At 29.6% G+C, this 22,115-nt stretch carries 9 protein-coding genes; all 9 read right to left on the bottom strand.

The window, feature by feature from the left end; genetic code table 11:
- Nucleotides 1-217: 217 nt before the first annotated feature.
- The 9 genes from ACPC57_RS07090 to ACPC57_RS07130 all read right to left on the bottom strand — a co-directional run bounded on the left by ACPC57_RS07090 (nucleotide 218) and on the right by ACPC57_RS07130 (nucleotide 22,108).
- Nucleotides 218-2,122 (bottom strand): recombinase family protein, encoded by a 1,905-nt coding sequence (locus ACPC57_RS07090; RefSeq protein ID WP_434066585.1) that lies wholly within the window; start codon nucleotides 2,120-2,122, stop codon nucleotides 218-220.
- 460 nt (nucleotides 2,123-2,582) lie between these two features.
- Nucleotides 2,583-2,807 carry a helix-turn-helix domain-containing protein gene (locus ACPC57_RS07095; RefSeq protein WP_071519535.1) on the bottom strand — a complete coding sequence of 75 codons (225 nt, stop codon included), beginning with the start codon at nucleotides 2,805-2,807 and terminating at the stop codon, nucleotides 2,583-2,585.
- 531 nt (nucleotides 2,808-3,338) lie between these two features.
- Nucleotides 3,339-4,292 (bottom strand): ABC transporter permease, encoded by a 954-nt coding sequence (locus tag ACPC57_RS07100; RefSeq protein WP_434066586.1) that lies wholly within the window; start codon nucleotides 4,290-4,292, stop codon nucleotides 3,339-3,341.
- A gap of 1 nt (nucleotide 4,293) precedes the next feature.
- On the bottom strand, nucleotides 4,294-5,034 hold the full coding sequence (locus tag ACPC57_RS07105) for an ABC transporter permease (protein ID WP_434066587.1): 741 nt from the start codon (nucleotides 5,032-5,034) through the stop codon (nucleotides 4,294-4,296).
- A 14-nt stretch (nucleotides 5,035-5,048) separates the two neighbouring features.
- Nucleotides 5,049-5,990 (bottom strand): ABC transporter ATP-binding protein, encoded by a 942-nt coding sequence (locus ACPC57_RS07110; protein ID WP_180482496.1) that lies wholly within the window; start codon nucleotides 5,988-5,990, stop codon nucleotides 5,049-5,051.
- 11 nt (nucleotides 5,991-6,001) lie between these two features.
- Nucleotides 6,002-10,543: a beta-ketoacyl synthase N-terminal-like domain-containing protein gene (locus ACPC57_RS07115; protein ID WP_434066588.1), complete on the bottom strand. Its 4,542-nt coding sequence runs from the start codon at nucleotides 10,541-10,543 to the stop codon at nucleotides 6,002-6,004.
- Nucleotides 10,531-11,736, bottom strand: a complete 1,206-nt coding sequence (locus ACPC57_RS07120; protein ID WP_434066589.1) for an ACP S-malonyltransferase — start codon at nucleotides 11,734-11,736, stop codon at nucleotides 10,531-10,533. The genes ACPC57_RS07115 and ACPC57_RS07120 overlap by 13 nt, the downstream gene beginning before the upstream one ends.
- Before the next feature lie 18 nt (nucleotides 11,737-11,754).
- Entirely contained in the window at nucleotides 11,755-17,850 is a 6,096-nt protein-coding gene (gene dltA / locus ACPC57_RS07125) for a D-alanine--poly(phosphoribitol) ligase subunit DltA (RefSeq protein ID WP_434066590.1), read from the bottom strand.
- Nucleotides 17,840-22,108, bottom strand: coding sequence for a condensation domain-containing protein (locus ACPC57_RS07130; RefSeq protein ID WP_434066591.1), 4,269 nt, complete (start codon nucleotides 22,106-22,108; stop codon nucleotides 17,840-17,842). Before ACPC57_RS07130 ends, dltA begins: the two co-directional genes overlap by 11 nt.
- Nucleotides 22,109-22,115: the final 7 nt, after the last annotated feature.

The raw sequence follows: 22,115 nt of genomic DNA on the forward strand, positions 1-22,115 counted from the left end.
AAAACAACAGAAAAAGAGAACGGATTTCTCCGTTCTCTTGGTACAATTTTCTATTTCTCAAAACTCTAGACACTTACGTCAACTCTACGGTGTAAAACCTGTCAACTCAAAGTTTAAAAGCATTTCTGTCAACTCTATGGTTAGCCCTTAAATTGTCTTTTTTACACCAAAAAAGAGCTACTACAGAATTATCCATAGCAGCTCAAACCTTATTATATCAACGTTCCACACGAGTGAGCAAAGCAACACACTCCACGTGATGCGTATTTGGGAGTTCAAAGGTCCAGTGGACCTTTGAAGCAGCTTGCCAGAAAACAGGTAAGCAAGCTGGACAACCTAAATGCGTTTTTCTAACAAACCGACTACTTCTATATGTGTTGTCTATTCCTTGAGAATACAATTTTTTGTCCTCGTCACAGTTTTGAGGACACAATTCATCTGGTTCTAGTTTAGCATTTTTACGTTTACTTTTAAATTGTTTACCGTCCTTATTTTGAGTTTCTCCTGTTTTGAAAATTATGGTTAACATTGCAGGATCAATTTCACCATCGCTATTAACACCACCTACAATAATTTTCTCAACGATGCTCTCAAAAACTGTACGATCAAACTCAGTAAGCATTTTCTGTGAAGACAGTAATTGTTTAAACTCAGTTAGTCTTTTCTTAACATCAATTTCTGACTTCAATGTTGTTTCAACATTTACTTTTTCTTCTGCAAGATATTCTTTTTCTAAGGAGAGCTCATTATATTTTTCATTATAAATAGAATCACTTATTTTCCCTTCTAGTTTTAAATTTACAAGATTCTCCTCTTTTTTTAGTAAAGTGCGAAGCTTATTAGTAATCTTTTTTAGTTCCTTGTTTAGGCTATTGTCATTTAATTCAGATTCAATCGTTTCAAGTAAATCTGACACTATATTTTCATTCGAATGATAGAGTTGTCTGTAAGCTTCCATGAAAGCTCCCTCAATAGCCAGTTCCTCTAATCCTTTACTATGTTTACAGTATTTTTTCCCTTTTTTTATCGAAGTAACACAATGCCACACAACTTTTCGATAATCTGAACGACAGTGCCAACTTCTCCTAGACAATAATGAACCACAAAAGCCACATTCTAACATACTACTAAAAGCATACATTTTTGAATAGCGTTCACGTTTTCCATTTATATTCGCAACTGTCTTTTTATTCCCTGCTCTACGCAGTCTAATCTCCTGAGCTTTCTCAAAGTCTTCTTTAGATATTATAGGTTCATGGTTGTCTTTGATGTAGTACTTATCTTCTTCACCAAAATTACTTAAACGTCTCTTGCTTATTGGATCCACTGTAAAAGTTTTGCCCATTAGAATATCGCCTTTATATTTTTCATTCTTTATGATTCCTAAGACTGTTGTATCATTCCAATGATCTAATCCTCTCGGAGATTTGTAACCTAGTTCATCAAGTTCCCTTGCTATAACTTTCCCTCCAATACCTTCTAAGTACCTTTCAAAGATATAGCGGACTATTTTTGCTTCTTTTTTATTGATAGAAAGTTGTTTGGTTTCTACATCATAGTCATACCCCAAGCACCCTTGGAACCCTATCAGTTCACCACGTTGCATCTTCATTTTTAATCCCTTTTTCACATGTGCGGATGTATTTTCTACTTCTTGCTGTGCAACAGAGCTAAGAATGGTTAGAAGTAATTCTCCATCCATAGTAAGGGTATCAATGTTCTCTTCCTCAAAATAAACTCCAATTTGCATATCCTTTAACATTCTGACATATTTCAAAGTATCTAAGGTGTTTCTTGCAAATCTAGCAATTGCTTTTGTTACAATATAATCAATTTCTCCATTTACACAATCATTGATTAAGCGTTGAAAATCTTGTCTCTTTCCTACTTGAGTTCCTGAAATCCCCTCATCTGCATATATATCAGCGAGTTCCCAATCTGAACGCTGAGAAATGTAATCTTTATAATGCCTCACCTGAGATTCATAACTGTTCTTCTGATCCTCACTATCAGAACTCACTCGGCAATAAGCAGCAACCCTTTTTAAATGTCTTTCAACATTGACACCTCTACGTCGAACTAAAGAATCAGCTTTTATTATTTCAACATTATTTGTTTTCATAACTGAAATCCCTCCTTTTGATTCTATATTACCGCGTTCAAATAAAAAGGTCAGCTATTTTGTGTACTTAATACGCAGTTTGTTCTTAATTTTTTCATACTCATTTTTAGATAGCATATTTCTTGAGTATAAAAAGTTAAGCATTGATAATTGCATACTATATATTACTACTGATTGTTCCAAAACTTTTCCTCCTGATAACGTGTTGCTCTATAATTTCCTCAGTAGGTATGATTGGTTAAATCACTCATGGGCGTCTCACCCGCTGTCCTTTTACGCTGGCAGCCTGAACGTTCAGAAGTATCATTGTCCTTATTTGTGGTCATGGCAGATAGAGAACCACTCTATTTTATAGCTAATAATTTTCGCTCCTATCACGGCGTATCTCACTAAATTGCTCGACAAATAAGAAAGTCCCACCTCGGTTTATTCAATTGTCAATGAACAAATCAAGGAGAGACTATTTTATTTTATGTTTAATCCTATCCGAACAATCTGTTAATCCTAATAGGTAATCCGTACTAACGTTATAGAGTTTAGAAAGCTGCACAAGAACATCTGCCGTTAAGGCAACCTCTCCTCTCTCAATTTTTGCATAATTTGTATGAGAGAAGGAAAGTAAATTTGCAACAAACCTTTGAGTGAAATCATGATCCTCTCTCAAATCTCTTATACGTTGGTACATCTAGCTTTCTCCTAAGAAAAAGTATATGTCACTTTGAGAAAAAATCTCGAAATTTGTCATAATATGACAACATTATTTTATTACAAACTAAAGACTAATAAAATGATTCCGTAATCTATTTTAGATTACCAACCAAAAAATTTAAATGTAACAAAATAACAAGATTAAAGTTGCACTGATATTAGATTAGTACGGCAAACCTAGTTAAAAAGAAATAAAAGATAAACTGAATATACTAAAACTATATAATTTTCCCATAATGCCAAAACCTTATCCAACAGATTTAACAGATAACCAATGAGAATGATGAGATACGCTTTTTTTACCTTTGTTACTATAGCAGTTCTCAGAAAGGAATTGATGAATATTAGCACCTATCTCACTAAGACAGATTTCCCACAATATGGAATCTGCTAGCAATTATCGCCTATTTTGCAGACTTGTATAATACCAAGATTAAAATATACTGTAGCTAAAATCATGGTAAAACATTATTCTATCCACGATTAGTTAAATATCAGTTTAAATATATCATTTATCTACTTTTTGTTTTTGCATATAATTTGCAATTAGGAAAAACAAAAGTGTATATCCTACAATGACTGTAATCGATTGAGTCAAATTAGTTGAGTGGCCATCAATATTTTTTCCTAAATTTGAAATATAATACTGAGGAAAAATATAATGTATCTTATCTTGTATAGAACCTTTTTTTACAGAGAATAATGCACCCGAAAGAAGCATAGTCAGAACAGATACCATTGTTCCTATTAATAGCGCCCCTTGATTTTTTTTAGTCAAGGTGGATAAAACCATTCCAAAGTTTGCTGAAAATACCTCAATTAGGAGGATATATAGTACTAAGTTCCACGATATATCAAGATCAAACAATGGGAGTAAAATTAAGCTGCTTAATAAATTCGTAATAGATAAAATTAAAAAATTAAACATTACCTGCTGTAGAACATAAGAAAAGTTTGATACTCCGCTTAGATAGATTCGTTTATCTAGACCATTTCTATCATCAAAATAGAATCTATACAGTATTAATGATAGTATCATAGAACTCATAGCCATAACAGTAATAATAATTTTATAATGATTATGACCGCTAGAAGTAGGAGCAGTTAAAGATTTTCCTTTATTTAAATACTGACTTAATTTCTTACCTAAAGTTGAATTTCTTACTGTAGTTACTTTATATTTTCCATCCTCTTTATTAATATATGCATCGTACTTACCCATTATTAAATTAACATAATAATCCTCATCCCTTTCTACTTCTTTGACAGAAATGTTATTATTGCTCATCTCCAATAGTTCAATTGCATTTTTTGTTACACCGATTTTTACTTTTTGACTTTTCATTGTTACAACAAATGATGTTGCTGCAATAGTTACAAAAACTAGTAAAAAAGATATAAGAATATATGATTTTTCTTTCAAAAAACGTTGCAAGTTATTTCTTAAGATTATAAATTTCATTTTACTCTCCAAAATTTTCAGGCCGATATTTAAAGTGAATGATAATTAAAAATAGTACTGAACATAGTAACAAAATTCCTAATGTATTAAAATAAGAACTATAATTTGTATCGTAAATTATACTAAAAAATGTTGACATCACTTTTGAAATTGGAGATAAGGTAGACAAATTAGCAACTTTTTTCCCAAATATATACATCGGAAAGAATAAACCAGATAGAATTGCTAAAACATTAATAGCTAAATTTAAAATTTTTGTTGCAATATCTTCGCTTTTTAGTAACACACAGAAAGCACCTCCAAATGTGATAGAAAAGGTTACCAAAGCTAAGTCAAGTAATAAACTATAGGCGATATTAGTTTTACCATAGTTTACTAACCCTGTGCTATTAAAAACAAGCATATAAATTGCTAAGATAAAATACGAAATAGAAATAGAAACGATTAATTTGGATAAATAAATCTTGTAACGTGGGATCGGCGAGTATACAATCCTGTAATTTGCATACTTCACATTACTTCCAAATAATAATTCAGGTAATATAATTACAGTTGCCATCGATAAATAAATCATCATCGTAACACCATAATAGTCATATGATGTTAAAATATCGTCACTAAAAATCGAACCAAATACAAACCCTGTTACTAATATCAGGACAACCGGATAGATTAGTAGATACATCATGATTGGTTTATTCTTTAAAAGATTCATCGTATCTTGTTTCATTATTGTTAACATTACAGACCCCACTATTAATCTCTTAATTTTTTCCCAGTTAGTAGCAAGAAAACATCTTCTAAATTTTTCTTGACCATTGTAATACTAGTAATATTTAGATTGAACTTGATTAAAACCTCCAGTACAGCATTAATCGGCATGGACTCTTCACCCATACTAAAGATTATTTCAAATTCATCTTTTTGGTTCACCTCTTTAACATTTGTTAATTCACGAATTTCATCTAACACTGCCGGAGAGAACTGCTGATCTACTCTAACTTGATAATTAGAATTACTATAATGTTCTAAAATATCATCAAGAGAATCATTCAAAAGTACTACTCCTCCATCCATGATAATGACACGGTCACAAATTTGTTGTACTTCTTCCATATAATGAGTTGTGTAAATGATAGTAGCTCCCTCATCCCTTAAATTCTTAATTGAATCTAGAATATGATTCCTAGATTGTGGATCAATACCCACAGTTGGTTCATCAAAAATAATCAATTTAGGGCTGTGTGCTATTGCACATGCAATATTCAGACGTCTTTTCATACCACCAGAAAAAGTTGACGGTTTATCATCTTTTCTGTCTTCAAGTCCTACTTTTTTTAATGCATTTTCAACTTTTTCATTGATTTCACTTTTTTTTACTCCATATAAAGAAGCAAAGAATTTGACATTCTGTGAGGCAGAGATATCTTCATAGATCGCTAATTCTTGAGGAACGATTCCGAGTTGTTTCTTTACATCCTTGATGGACAAATTTTCATTATTAAAATATATTATTTCACCTTCATCAGATTGCAATAAGGTAGATAAAATATTTATAGTCGTACTTTTTCCCGCCCCATTTGGTCCTAGGAAACCAAGAATCTCGCCTTTTGTAACATTAAAATTTAAATTATCTAATGCTTTTCTTCCGTTCTTATACGTTTTTGATAGTTTTTTGACTTCTAAAATATTTTCCATTATTTCTTCCCTCATTCTTTAATAATTCCTTTGAGTATCTCAAGGAAATATTTCTTTAAATACATTATTTCTGATTCATTGAATAGTTCATTTCGATATTCGATTACGGCTTGTAAGCATCCATCAATTTTCACAAATTCCCATTTAATATTAAACATACCTTGTTTTCTTATCAATTCAGTTTGAATTTTTAAACCATCCATTTTAAAATTATCAGAACTAATTGAATCTTGGTAAATAAAATAATTATTAAATAAATTATTTTCTCCCATTGCTTCTTCTATTTCATATGTCTGTATTTCCTGTTTTTCCATAGCAGACAAAATTCTAGATTGTGTTTTTAAAACTAATTCGCTATCATTTCTGACCTTAGATAAGTCCACATAAATAGGGAGAGAATTTCTAAAAAGACCAATTACATTATTGACATTACCAAAATCTCTGCCAGATACCGGTATCCCAACAACTTGTTTATCATTTTTCTCAATTGCACTAGTTGTTTTAAAATAAGCGGCTAACAATACCGAAAATAGACTAACGTTTTCTTTTGCAGAATATTTTTCTAATTTTTCTAGCAATGTTGAATCTATAGCAAGCCCGATTGAGCTTACTGTATTGCTTTTTATAGTAGCTGGTAAAACCTCTAAATTAATTGGTGCATCCTTTAATTCATTTACCCATTCTTGTAATTTCAACTGATGATTTATTTTTATCTGTTGGTTGTACCATTCTGAATAATCTGTATAATCAATAGTAGATTCTGGAACTTCTTGTTTGTTATATAGAGTTATTAATTGACTTAAAAATACTTTCATTGATTGAAAATCAAAAATTATATGGTGTGCATCAAATAACAAAATCGAATTATTAGAGCTACTTTGTAATAGCTTGATTCTAAAAAGGGGACCGTTTTTCAAATCAAAAACCTTAATGAAATTCTCTTTTATTTTTTCCCACTCTTCAATTGGAGCATGCTCAACCTCAATATTTTCCTGCATAAATGGATTTATAACTTGGAAAATTTGTCCTGCTTCCTCTATAAATTTTGTTCTGAAAGCTTCGTTTTGCTCAATAATTTTATTAAATGCAACGTTCAATTTTTCAATATCTATCACACCTTTTAAATGTAAACAAATATTTACATTTAACCCTGTTTCCAAATGACTTTTTGACATTTTATACATTCTAATTTGCTGTGGTGTTGCAAGATATCTATTCTTTACTTTAGATTTTACTATCTCTTTAGTGTTCTCACTAAAATTATTATTTGATAAAAAATTAGATAAACTATCAATTGAATTGTTTCTTAATATATCTGCCACTGTTAATTTCAAATTAAAAATTTTATTCAATCGTCCTGCTATCTCTGCAGCCGTTAAAGAATCACCGCCTAGTTCATAAATATTTCCTGAAAGATCTTTTTGATTTCCAAAAAGATCTGTGAATACTTCATTTAGTTGGTCTTTGATTGTTTTGTCTGAACTAGACTCAGTAGTATGATTTAAATAATCAGATATCCAACATGCCTCTTCCGCTAAATCCAGTTTTTCAACTTTGAAAGTAGAAAATTGTTTCTTGTTAAGTGGTCCCTTTTTTAAAACCATATGAGCATTTGTTCCCGAAAAGCCAAAAGAACTAACACCAATATAGGTTTCTTTACCCACTATGTCTTTATTTAGGTCATTGATATATGCTTTAGAATTTGAGAAATTTATATTTTGATTTGGATACATAAATCCAATATTTTTAGGAATTTTCTCATTATATAGTGACATCGCAGCCTTAATGATACTAATCAGACCCGACAATTCAAATAAGTGGCCTATATTATTTTTTACAGATCCGATTCCAATACTATTATCCCTCATAAAATTAAATGCATGATTGATTCCAGATATTTCTATTGGATCACCTAATTTAGTGGCTGTTCCATGAGTTTCAATATATAATTCATCAGAATCTTCCACCTCTATATTTTTCCATGCATCCATAATAACATTAGTCTGTGCATTAGGATTTGGAACTGTTAAACCTGATGTTTTTCCATCATGATTAACTGCCATACCACAGATTGTTGCATATATCCTATCATTATCCTCCATCGCTTTGGATTTGCTTTTTATTATGATTGTCGCAACACCTTCCCCTGTATAGGTACCATTTGCCTTATCATCAAATGCAGAGGAATTTTCTGAGTTATCCAAAATACCAATATCATTCTCTTCTGAATCTATCGGACAAAAATTAAGTTTAACTCCACCAACTATTGCTGCTTCACATTTTTTATCTTTAATTGAATCAACGGCTAGTGAAACAGCAGATAAAGAAGAAGAGCATGAAGAATCAATTGTAATTGCTGGACCTTTAAGGTTCAACAGATATGAAATTCTGCCAGAAATCATAGCTGACATATTTCCTATGTTAGAAATTCCAATTTTCTTGTTATCCAGTGAAGCGATTAGACTACCATAATTAAAAAGATAATCTTGTCCAAATGAAATAAAAGTTCCCCATTTTCTATTGTCTACTGTCTCTTTTGTATATCCAGCGTCCAATATTGCTTTGTATGCAGATGTTAACATTAATCTTGAATTCGGATCCATCAACATAGCTTCAGATCTCGGAATATTGAAGAAGTTATAATCAAATAAATCAATATTTTGTAGATAATTTCCTTTCCTAAAAATCAAATCTGTGAAATTATAGATGTTCCCAAATTCATTAGCAATCTTAATCCTTTTAGGGGACAGACTGCTAGTGAATTTTTCCCCAGCTAGTAAAGAATTATAGAATTCCTCTTTGTTTTGATTATTTCCAATATTTAAATCTATACCAATAATTGCATATTCATCCTCACTAGGATCGTTAATAGTGGAAGAATTTTCAAGTTTTGAAGTCCCATTTTTAAAATCAGGAATAATACTTTTTTCTTCAATTTTTTTCGCTAATTCCCCAATTGTTTCTAAACTATAAAGATCAGCAATTTCTATTGAATTAGGAAATAATTTATTAATTTCTGAATACACTCTGGTAATAAATATTGAGTCTAATTCTAAATCTGCAATCTGTGTATTTGAATTAATATCTAAAAACCCCAATTTTTGTTCTAATAGTGAAATTAAAATATTTTCCGTACTATCTTCTGATAGAAATGTTTCTTCATTACTATCTACCCAGAAATTTTTAATATGGAATTGTCTAGGTTTAATTGTTTTCCTTTCTCGATTAGGAAAAGGGCTTAAAATAATATGAGTATTAGTGCCACTCAATCCAAAGGAGTTAATTAATATTTTATAATCATCTTCAACTATCTCTCTGGCTTTATCTACTATGTAAAATGGAGAATCTTCATAATCTATATTTCTATTAGGATAAGAAAAATTTATAGTCGGTGGTATTATTTTATTCTCAATTATTTTAATACATTTAATTAATGAAGATATGCCTGATGCATCTATTGTATGACCGATGTTTGTCTTTACCGAACCTATTCCACAAAATTGCTTCTTGTCGGTGTAATTTCTAAATGAATCAGTTAAAGCTTTTATTTCAATATCATCACCCAAATGTGTTGCGGTTCCATGTGCTTCTACGTATACTGTTTTTTCTGGATTAAATGAACTTTTCTCCCAAAGCGATAATTGAAGTTCACTCTGGGCACGTCTATCTGGGGCAGTTATACTTATTGAATCGCCATCTTGATTGGATAACACACCATCTATAACACAATAAATATAATTTTTATCCTCAATTGCATCATCTAATCTTTTTATTACTACTGCTCCAACAGCTTCCCCCACTCCCGTTCCATCTGCTGCATCATCAAAAGTTCGTGTTCGTTCATCCTTAGATTCAATCCCTAAACTCACATCAACGTTTTCAGGATACATTAGAATATGTGCACCACCAACCAAAGCAAGATCACATTCGCCACACGAAATAGAATTAATTGCTTGATTTACCGCAAACAAACTAGAAGAGCAGGCTGTATCTATTACTACACTTGGTCCTTTTAAATTGAAATAATATGAAATTCTACTGGACAACATTGAATCCATATTTCCTGTACTAGAAATATCAACTAAATCTGGCCGAATAGTTTTTACGATATCAAAGTATTTGTAGTTAAGCATATTACTATTCCCAATAAAAACGCCTGTATGGGTATTTGAAAGTTCTTCCAAAACGCCTGCATCTTCAAAAGCTCTATAAGCCGTCATTAGTAACAATCGTTGCTTAGGATCAATTAATCGTGATTCTGCATCACTTAATTGAAAAAGTTCATTATCAAAACTACTAATATCATTCAAATAAGCTGCATGTCTATATGACTTATCCTCTTTAGAAATTTTATTTCCAAATTTTTTTACTTCATTCTTTCTTTGTTCAGGAAAATCTCTAATAAAATCTTTTCCTCTCAACAATTTGTTAAAAAAATCATCTACTGATTCTGACTCAGGAAAAAAGCCAGAAATTCCAATAATTGCATACTTATTATTTTTTTCCGATGTATCTTGGTAACTATCTAGAACAATATCATCTAAAATTCCCATTTTAGACCTCCAATATGAAAGTTTTCCTTTAATTCATTCTTCCTACCAATGATCTCACTTTCTGGAACAGATTTTAAGAGAAGTAACTTAGAAAAAAGTGTATCGTAGAATAACTGACAAGTCGAAACATCTACTATACTATCATTCGAAATGAAATCATCACATTTCTGCAAGAGATTTTGGTATATGTTTCTATATTCCTCGAAACCTTTTAAATCATCAGAATTATTTTTACTACAAACGGCAATTGATATAATTTTTTTTAAAAATTTCAAATAGAAATTTGATGAATTTTTTATATAAATATTTTCATAGTCTTCATCACAAGAACTAACAATATCAAAAACACTAGGGTAACTAGAATTAAAGAACTTCTTCAAGACAGGTTGCGTACCAAATTCAATAATATTTGTAATATTATTTTCTTTCATTTGATTAATAACCACATTCCATTGGACGGGCATCACTATCTGCTCTGAAAGAATACGAGTTAAATTATCTTCTTTATTATAAAATCTTCCTAAAGCACTACTAAAAACTCTGTCAATATTGTCAGAATTATAGTTCAATCTTATTTTCCCAAGGCTTTCACTTGCTTTTTTCATTAAATTACTATGAAATGCGCCAGCCACTTTTAATCTTTTAAAAGGTATTGATTTTTCTTGTAACTCAAATTCCAATTTATTTAAATTTTCTAGATTTCCAGAAAAAACAATTTGTTTTTTTGAATTATAGTTCGAAATTCCAACTTCAAATTGTTTTGATAACTTTTCTAGCAAATTAAGATCATTATGGAATACAGCCGTCATACCACCTAACTTATCAGTAGTACACTCTTCCATTGCTTTAGCTCGTTCATTTACATACAGTAACCCTTCGTCAAATGTAACAACATCAGCACATACTAGAGCTGTAATTTCCCCTAAACTATGTCCTGCATACATATAGAATTTATCTTGAACATCTCTTTTAAATATCTGGAAAAGTATATACGACGATAAAAAAGTTAGAATTTGGGAATTATATGTACTGTTTTGAACATCACCTTGAAAAAAGTCTTCACTTTTTTTCCCAATCGTATTCATGGCTTTGTTTAGAATTCTTTGAGCCTCAAGATTTTCTCCAATGAGTTTTCTGAATTTCTCTAACGACAAATTTCCTTGTCCAGGAAATATGGCTGCATTGTTTATCATACGTTCCTCCCGTAAATCTTAATTTAATCTCTCTGATACCTTAGCTACATTATCAAGTAGGACTTTAATGCTTGAATCTTGCAATTTGCAAGAATTAAATTTCGCTTTGAGTTCAGAGTTTTCTTCATTGAAGTAAAACACTAAGTCAGCTGTACTAAGTTTATACCGTTCTACTAAATTGGTATAACTTATCATAATTCCTCCATCACTAGTTAAGTTAAGTGACGTTTCAAATTTTGCTTGTTCAATTAATTCTGAAAAAGTAGTATCTAAATTTACTCTATCAAGTTTTAAATATTCTTTTCTGAATCTAATAATTTTTGTTGTCTCAGAATTATTGTTGTCACAATCATACGAAATATCAAATTTAGTATTAGTTATAACATCTAGTAATATAAGTACTAATGCTTCAAAAACAATTCTAAATTCACTTTTCTTAACTAATTTGACTGTTTCTTCTACCGTTTCATCACCAGATTTATTTGTCAAAAATGACGAAGTAAAACGAGCACCAATAACTTTTACTTTATTTTTCGATTCTAAAAAGTTTACAAGCTTATTAACTGTATTATTCTCAAAAACATCAATTATTTTTAAGCTGACTCCATATCTTTTTTCAATCTGTTTTTGAATACTAACAATATTTATAGAGTCTCCTCCAAGCTCAAAAATAGTACTATCATTTGAAAAATCATTTACTTCAAGAATGCTAGAGAAAATTTGTCGAATCTCTACTAGTAAGTACTCGTCATCCCTTTTTTCTGTTTCATCTAACTGTTGCTCAGATAATAAATTATCAGCTGATTCTAAATCATTCTTTTTATAACTTATGGCATCTGCTAATAATTTTTTCTTATCCACTTTACCATTTTCTGTAACCGGAATCTTTTCAACCTTATGAATTTCTTGAGGAATCATATATACAGGAAGTTTGTTTTTTATTTTTTCTATAATATATTCATACAAGTTAGAATTAATTTCACTCTGAACGAAACAAATAAGCTTACTATTACCACTTTCTGTACTATCAATAATCGCTACTACATCTTGAACATCACAATTATCTTTAATTACTTTTTCAATTTCCGGAAGTTCTACACGATAACCATTAATCTTCACTTGATTATCTAGTCTTCCCATAAATTCAATAGTGCCCTTCTTTCTCAGAATACCAAAATCTCCTGTCCTATAAACTTTTCCAAAATGCGAATGATTTACAAAAGATTCAGAAGTTTTTATAGGATTATTTAGATATTCTTCTCCTACGCCAACACCGCCAATAACAATTTCACCTAATACATCAACTGGACTGATATTTAAGTCTTCATCCATGATCCAAATTTTTTGATTACCCAGCGGATATCCGTACGGTATAGTTTTCCATTTTGCTTCAACTTTTGATATTGGATAATATATTGACCATATACTACATTCAGTTGCTCCACCTAAACTATACAAAGCAACTTCTCCTCCAAACCTATCAAAAATTTTATCTGGTAGATCCAAGGGAATGTAGTCACCACTCAACATAATAACTCTTAAAGAACTAAATTTTTCACTAATTTTATTTAAGGAATTTTCTGAGACTGAAATATTTTGAACTTTTATTTCATTCAATTCATAATCTTGCTGATTAGTTTCACTACCAAAAATAATACAATTTAGAAACATTTGATTAGCCGATAATGAGAGACGTTTTGCAATTAATTCACTATCTGCTGCCCCAATAACACAAGATGCAATTCCATTGATATTTGCAACTGTAGTAACATGCTGTCCTAAATATCCAGAATCAATTAAGGCATATTTATATCCATCACTACCATATTTTCTAATATTTGCTTCTAAATTATATACTAATAAAATAGTAAAACTTGAGTGTTCCGAGATTTTTTGATTACTATAATAATGTACATTGCTTTCAAGAGGACTATTATAAATTTTATAGATCGTATTAGCTATTGGATTATAATAATAAATACCCCCGCTTATTCCTTCAATTTTATTATTTTCGACAGAAATGTATACATCAATAGGATAAAGCCCTCCTGCAGATGGATAAAGATAATGAGAAGTATCATTGCTTTTAATTTTTCCTAGCGAGGATATAACCTTAAAGAATTTATTCATTGGTATTATGTCTTTTTCACTAAAACTTCTTGTGGACTTCCTACTTAGAATAAAATCAGGAAAATTATTATTTGATGGGAGATTTATTTTTTCATTATAATTACTAATGACAAACCTACTCGTAGAGCTACTCTTATAATTGTCATTAGCTTCCTTGTTAAATACTATATTTTCATCGATAAGATTGTTTAAGCTTGTCAGATTTTCGAACTCATCACCAATTTTACCTATATTAAAAATTTCATTATTGCTGTAATTTAAATACGCCTTCATAGTTGATGGAACACTATTCCAAACAGTTATTTTCTCCTGCTTAATAATATTGTTAATTTCCTCTAGATCTCTCCTATCATCAATAATATAGAGGCTTCCTCCAATAGCAAGAGAGCCAAAAATATCAAAGACAGATAAGTCAAAACTTAAGGAAGATAAAAGTATAAAGTTATCATTACTATTCAGTTTAAACCGTTTATTGATATCAATAATTGTATTTACAGCACTTCTGTGAGATACAGCTACCCCTTTGGGCTTTCCTGTACTACCAGAAGTAAAAATTACGTAAGCTACTTGTTCTTCGTCATTTTCTCCATCAACTTTTTCTAATTGTTCTATTTTATCAATGTCATTAATCATATATTCTATTTCTGCAACGTTTTTTATATATGTTAATCTCTCTGATGGACAATCTTTTTCAATAGGAACATAAGTATTACCGCTATATAAAATACTAATTAAATCAATAATAGTCTGACAATTACGTTCATCAACAATACCAATTTTTTGACCTTTTTTTCCAACTGTTTGTTTTATATCAGAAGCTCTTTGTTTGACTTTTTCTTCTAATTGAGAATATGTATAACTACAGTCTTTATCCTTAATAGCAATCTGATTTGGATATTTCTCTACTGTATTAAAGAATAGTTGTTCTAACCTGCAAGAATCATAGTCTAATGTAGTAGTATTATTATATTCTTGGATTATTAACTTATCACTATTGGGTAATTCTGTATCGATATTTTTCTTACCATTTAAAACTGAAGTAATATTTTTCTCAAAAACTTCAATGATCTTAAGCATAAACTCTTTAGTAAATTTTTGATTTGAATAATCCCAATTTATTAATACTCCTTCATGACTATTTGAAATTTGCATATCAATATATACTTGAGGAGTTTGGCTTATTCCGTACGTCAATTCTCCTAAATAATCAGCTGCTTGTTTTGTTGTCTCCTCTGAAATTAGACTAGTAACTACATAAGGAACAATTAAATTTTTTTTATACTTATTTGCATATGCCCTTAAAAAATCAATGCCATCAAATGAAATATTATCTATTGCTAAAAACAGATCATCTTGTACGGAGGTTACTTTTTCAATAAAATTATCCTCAACATCTTGATTCCGATTATCTAAAAATATGTTACTTGTAAAATCACCAATCAGATTATCAATATCTTCGTGTATATTTTTTCTATTAAAAACACTTAAATTAATTGTGAACTTTTTATTTTGACTCCATCTTTTCAAAGTATCAAAATAAATTTGTATAAAGAAGGCCGTAGGTGTAATATGGTTATTGTGGCAAAATTCTTTAATCAAAACCCAAGATTGTTTATTTAAAAATAGCGATTCTCTAGAAAAGGTATTCTCTACCGCAGCTTCTGCATCTTTGTCAATAATATGGGGAGATTCAGGAAGCTTGTCTAGTTTATTCAACCAAAATGTTTTGGCTCTCTCTTTATTTTCACTATCATCATTTGTATGTATAATATAATCCCTAAATGATATTCTAGGTTTTAATTTGCTAGTATCGGCTCCATTATAAGCCGCTAACCATTGACTGGCAAAAATCTTCATACTTTTGGCATCTGCCAATAAACCATCAATACTAATAAACAAAATAGTATATTTTTCGGAAACACATAAAGCACTAATATCGAACAGTGGCCATTTCGTGTAATCAAAAACTTGATGGCTTAACCTATCTCTTCTTCTTTCTATTTCTTTATCAATCTCTTCTTGGGTCGAACTACTCATGTCTAAAATGTTCATCTGATATTTTAATGTATCAGGGAGTATCTTTTGCTGTAAGTCTTCAGAAAAGATTGCCCTGAGCATACCTTGACTTGAAATAACTTTATTTAGAGCATTTGATAATCTTACAGGATCTAATTGAGTTTTAATTTCAAAATAACCATGTGTTCCATAACCGCCCATTTCAGAAAAATTATTTCTTCCTAGTAAATAAGATTCCTGAATATTTGTCAGAGGAAACCACTCATTTTCATTTTCCACATCATGTGTGACTTCATCATTTTTGATAAGTTCTAAATTCTCATTTTTATGCGACAGAATATTCAATAAACCGTTAAAGGTACAATTTTTAGAAATTTCTTCAATAGAAATATCTATTCCATAAATGTTTTTTACTTTAGCAGCTAGATTAATGAGCCCTAATGAGTTTAAGCCATACTCCATTAAACTTTCATCAGGATTACTTACCTCAACTGGCAAGATTTCACTTAAAATTTCTTCTAATTTTGAATCAAGTCGATTATCTGAATTCTGAAAATGCTGCTCTTTGGTTTTAATCGTTAATTTACTTCTGTCAATTTTACCACTGGTATTATATATAAAAGACTCTACATGTTGGAAAAGAGAAGGAACCATATAAATAGGTAGCTTAGTTTCTAATTCTCTTTTCACTTCAGAAACATTGATATTCCCCATATAAAAACATACCAAAGTCTCATTAAGTACTGTTACAGCTGTATCAATAATTGATGGGGCTAAATCAAATATTGATCGTTCAATCTCTTCGAGTTCTATACGATAGCCGTTAAACTTCACCTGATTATCATTACGTCCTCGAAAATATAGGTTCCCATGCTTATCAGTATTTACTAAGTCACCCGTTTTGTAGTATCGTAATCCATTTAAATAAAAAAAGTTTTTTTGATTCAAAATATCTCGATTTAGATATCCGACTGATAAACCTTTTCCAGATACACATAGTTCACCACTATCATCAATCAGAAGATTATCTTGGCTTATATTTCCAATAGGGATTTGATTAGAGTCTAATTCTTTTAAGTCTTTTGCTTCCCACAAGCAAGCACATACTGTACATTCAGTAGGTCCATATGCATTTATATATCTAGTTTCTTCTAAATTGATTTTTTCAAGCAATTTTTTATGGGGTTCAGAACCAGCAGTAATCAGTAAATCAAATTGAGAAATTACTTCTTCACTAAGCAATTCGGAATAAGATGGAGGTAAGGTGGCAACAGTCACAGAATGATCTTTTACGAAAGTCTCAAATAAATTTTTATCTTTATCACTGTCTAAAAATATGGCTAATGTAAGACCGTTCGTTAAGGCCATTGAAATTTCCCAAATAGAAGCATCAAAAGAAATGCTAGCGAATTGTAAAATTTTATCATCTTTACTCAACTTCAAATGTTCATTGAACAACTCTTTTAAATAACTAAATCCTTTGTTCGATATTTGAACACCCTTAGGTTTTCCAGTACTACCAGATGTATAAATTATATATGCAATTTTTTCATTACTATCATTTTCTCTTTTGCCAAAATAATTAAAAGTAAGGTTTATATTATCATCTATTTTTAGATAATCAACAACTGTTAAATCATCATATTTATAGTCAGTTATAATTCCATTCGCTTGACAATCATTTTGAATAAAATCTATTCGTTCTTTTGGGTAAGTAATATCTATTGGTACAAAAGTTATTCCAAGTTTAGACAATGATAAAATCGTAATAATGTACTCTGGACCTCTACTCATATGAACTATTACCTTAGATCCAGGAAGTAATCCTACTTGTTCTATCTTCTTACTATAACTATCAACTCTATTAAAAAGCTCTTCATAAGTTATATTACTATAGTCCGTTTCAATTGCTATCTTATTTGGCTGGTCATTAAATTTAGAAACTATATCATAAAAACTATATTCCATTATTTTCTCCTTTATCCTCTAAAAAAGAAAGCATCTCATCAAGACTTCTTTCAAATTCTAGAATTATATCCTGAATTTTCTTTCCGTTGTAACACTGAGATTTACTTTCAAATCCAATCGAAAAATTATTATCCCCTTTAATATTTACGAGCAGTGATAAACTATATTTTGCTTGAACCGTGTCTAAAATGTCTATTGACTTAAATTTAATTCCTTCATTTTCAAATTCTAGTTTTTTGTCATGGTTATAAACATACATCCAATCCATTATATTATTTGCGTATTCACCACAGTACGCTTTGTACATCGAATCAATTTTATTAAATGGATACTGACAGTGATTAACTAATTCATTAACCTTTTCCCCTATTTTATTAACAAATTTTAAATCATTTGAAATATTATTTTCTGAAACAGATAATGGCAGTGTATTAAAAAATGGTCCAATAATTTTTGAAGTAACTTCATTTGACCTAGTTGAAATTGTAATTCCTATCGTATTGCTTGATTTATGTGAGATATTATTTTTAGTTAAAAACAAAGCTGACAATAATAAGGTGCTAACGGTCACGGATGTTGCTTTAGAAACTTTTAAAAGCTTAGCTATTATCTTTGAGCTTATGTCAATAGGGTAATATTTTGAAATTTGTACATCATAATTCTGTACTATATCATTTGAAAGATTACCTAAACTTTGAATTTCATTTTTCCAGAATTTCTCATCTTCAATATCATCTTTTTCATCGATTGAATTTAAATAGTCAAAATAGTCTACCTCAGAAGGTTCATTTTCAATACCATTTAAAAAGTCTTTTAGATTTTTTGTAAATAGCTCACGTGATTCTCCATCAAAAATAGCGTGGTGAAAATCGAAAATTAAAAATCTTTTATTTTGTAGACTAATATAATTACAACAAAATAGATTCTTTTCTACATCAAAATCCGCTAAAGAACTTTTAATAATATCATTTAAACTTCCGCTACTCATCTCTTTTCTTACAATATCTATTTTATGGTTGTTAATTTTAAAAATAATCTCTCCATTTTCTATTAGTAAACAACTATGTAGTATACGTTGAGTCGAAATGAATTTTGAAATCTTATCCAAAATTTTATTTTCATTAACTTGAGTTACTCCCCTGAGCTCAAAAACTAAAGGAGAATTATATTTATATTTTATATGATTAAATTTTTCATCGAAAAATATACTTTTTTGAACTACAGAAGCTTTCACTGAAGATAAGTTGTTGTCTTTGGAAATTTGTAAATCATTCTCAGATTTATGACTATTGTTTAACACTTCTACCAGAGACTTCATACTTAATAATTCTGAGACTCTTATATTTTTATTCCTTTTCTTCATGTAATTTACCAATTTCATGGCTGAAAGCGAGTCTCCTCCATTTTCGATAAAACTTTGACTAAAGTTTATTTCTCTTATTAATAAATCCTCGATCTCTTTTTGTACATCCAAATCAATGTTATCTAAATTAATTTTGTCATTATTGGCAGAAATATTTGATACTTCTTTTCTAAATTTTTCAGCAAGAATTTTATTATTTAATTTACCATTTACAGTAAGAGGTAACTCTGAGATATTAATAAAATATTTAGGAACCATGGCAGATGTCAGCACTTCTGAGAGAGTTTTTCTTAGTTTAGAGTCATCTATTTCTGGGCTCGTATGGAAACAAACCAATGTATTATCAATAACACTAACAATAATTTTTATGTTTTTTGAATTTAAAATATTTTGAATAACTTCCTCAATTTCACTAATTTCAATTCTCTGTCCATTAATTTTCACTTGAGAATCTTTCCTACCAATGATTATAATCTCAGACTTGTAGTTATAATATCCAAAATCACCAGAACGATACAACTTTTCCCCGTTAAGCGAATTTAAATAGAAAAAGTTCTTTTTATTTAGTTCTTCACGATTTATATAGCCATTCGCTACCCCTTCCCCACCTACAATGATTTCTCCAACTTGCATAGGAGCACAAACATTTCCAAACTGGTCTAAAATATATGTACTAGATCCAGAAATACTTTTTCCAATAGGTATTGATTCTTTATTGCTCCTACCTATTATTTGAATTGTGGATAATACACTATTTTCAGTTGGACCATAACCATTAACAACTGTTATATTTTCATTTGAATAATAAATATTTTCTATCAACTTATTCTTGACTATCTCGCCACCGGTTATTATGAATTTAATATGATTAAATAATTCATTATCATAAGAAAAAAGTTCCTGAAGTAAGGTAAATGACATTATTGAAGCAAATTTACGATCAGATTCTAAAATTTGTGATAATTTTTCTATATCGAATATATAATTTTTAGGGATAATTTCTAAAGTCTTTCCACTAGTTAAAGGTAGCCATATCTCCAATTCAGAAATGTCAAATCCTAAAGAATTTAGCTGTAAGAACGTATCATATCCATCAGATAATTTTTCTAAATTATTATCGTTAATTAGTCTTATTATTCCAGCTTCTGGTATCATGACTCCTTTCGGAGTCCCTGTAGTTCCAGAAGTATATAAAATGTAAAGAGGAGTAGGATCGCTTGAAGTACTATTTAGCTTATAGTTTGGATTAATTTTTAATTCATTATGATCTATATAATAACTACAATTTGAGTCTTCTAAAATAAATTTCTGCCTTTTTTGAGGGTATTCTGGATCAATTGGCACATAAGTTATCCCCATTTGCACTAATGAAAGAATATTAATAAATGTATCGAATTCTTTATATCCAATTACTCCAATTTTATCCCCTTCTTTGATAATGTTCTTTAAATAAGTAACTCTATTTTCTATCAATTTAAATAGAGTTTCATAGGTAATTGTTGAATGACCTAATCTTAAAGCGATGTTATTGGGAAATTCTTTAGAAATTTCCATGACCCTATCTATTAATGATAAATTGACGTTTTTGTCAAAATTGTTTAATGACTTACTTTCTCTTTCAATTATTTTGCTTATAAACTCAGGCTTTGCTATCTGAATTTTTGATATCTTTTCCACAGTTTCACAATGAATAATATTTATTGTAAAGTTAAAGAAATTTTTGATTAACGAATTGATTTTCTCTCTAGTGTATATTCTTTTATTATAAATAAGCTCTAACTCATTTTTCTGATTTTTGAATCTTCTGTAAATTATACTTATCGGAACTGGTAAATAGTTCGGTGTTTCTTCCTTTACAACTACCTTAGAATCCTCAACCAAGTAATTCATATTATCTACATAATAATTAAAACTCCATTCAAACAGGTTTTTTCCATTTGCTTTAAGATTATTTATTAATTCATTATAAGGATATCCAGAATGTTTAATATCTTTTAGAAAATTTCTCTTGATACCTTTATAAGCGTCGATAATGCTTTCTTCACCAGACAAAGAATATAAAAATGGGACTGTACTTGTGAACATTCCAAAGCTGTTATAAAAACGTTTATTTCGCCTGTTATAATAGGGAACCCCCAATATCCCATTTTTTTCGTCAGTAATTCTATATTTGTAAATACATAATAACGTTATCAAAAAGATATTTTCATTTAAGTGATTTTTCCTTAGGAACAATTCCCATCTTTCCAAATAGTTATCATCTAAACGAATTAAAATTTTCTCCGACGAAGGATTTTCAGGGATGCTTTCAAATGAATTTTTACAGTTATATAATCTATTTTCCCAATATACTTTATCCTCATTAAATTTTCCAGTATCTTTCAAATATCTTTGTTCTTCTTGTAAGTATTCAATATACTCTGTTCCAATATTAAATTCATGCCCATTATAAATATCAAAAATGGCTCCTGCAATTAATCCTATTGAATATGCATCTACAATCGAATGATGAAACATTACAAATAGTTGACCACCATCTTCATTTTGGTAAACTCCAAATTTAAATAAAAAATCTTTGTAAATATCAAATTTGGAATTTAAACAGACCCTTTTATAATTTTCAAATTCTTTTTTGTCAAAAAAGATGTTCACTATAGAGTCATCAAATTTAAAATCACGATATTTCTGAATGATTTCGTCATTTTTCAATAGAAAAGTTGTTCTAAAGATCTTCGAAGAATTAAGAACCGAAACAACTGCATCGATTAATTTACATAAATTAAAAGGTGTAGAAATTTTGTAAAAACCTCCTTCATTTGATATTCTTGGTTCACAATATATTTCTTCAGTATATATAATTCGTTTTTGTGCATTTGTTAAGTTATAATCTTCCATTTTAATC

Source organism: Streptococcus sp. VTCC 12886 (assembly GCF_049893425.1).
Lineage (GTDB): Bacteria > Bacillota > Bacilli > Lactobacillales > Streptococcaceae > Streptococcus > Streptococcus suis_AA.

Bases quoted from the DNA above. Each gene is read 5' to 3' on its own strand.
- ACPC57_RS07120 (WP_434066589.1), bottom strand. From the start codon at position 11,736: ATGATAAACAATGCAGCCATATTTCCTGGACAAGGAAATTTGTCGTTA.
- ACPC57_RS07105 (WP_434066587.1), bottom strand. From the start codon at position 5,034: ATGTTAACAATAATGAAACAAGATACGATGAATCTTTTAAAGAATAAA.
- dltA (WP_434066590.1), bottom strand. From the start codon at position 17,850: ATGGAATATAGTTTTTATGATATAGTTTCTAAATTTAATGACCAGCCA.
- ACPC57_RS07095 (WP_071519535.1), bottom strand. From the start codon at position 2,807: ATGTACCAACGTATAAGAGATTTGAGAGAGGATCATGATTTCACTCAA.
- ACPC57_RS07110 (WP_180482496.1), bottom strand. From the start codon at position 5,990: ATGGAAAATATTTTAGAAGTCAAAAAACTATCAAAAACGTATAAGAAC.
- ACPC57_RS07130 (WP_434066591.1), bottom strand. From the start codon at position 22,108: ATGGAAGATTATAACTTAACAAATGCACAAAAACGAATTATATATACT.
- ACPC57_RS07115 (WP_434066588.1), bottom strand. From the start codon at position 10,543: ATGGGAATTTTAGATGATATTGTTCTAGATAGTTACCAAGATACATCG.
- ACPC57_RS07100 (WP_434066586.1), bottom strand. From the start codon at position 4,292: ATGAAATTTATAATCTTAAGAAATAACTTGCAACGTTTTTTGAAAGAA.
- ACPC57_RS07090 (WP_434066585.1), bottom strand. From the start codon at position 2,122: ATGAAAACAAATAATGTTGAAATAATAAAAGCTGATTCTTTAGTTCGA.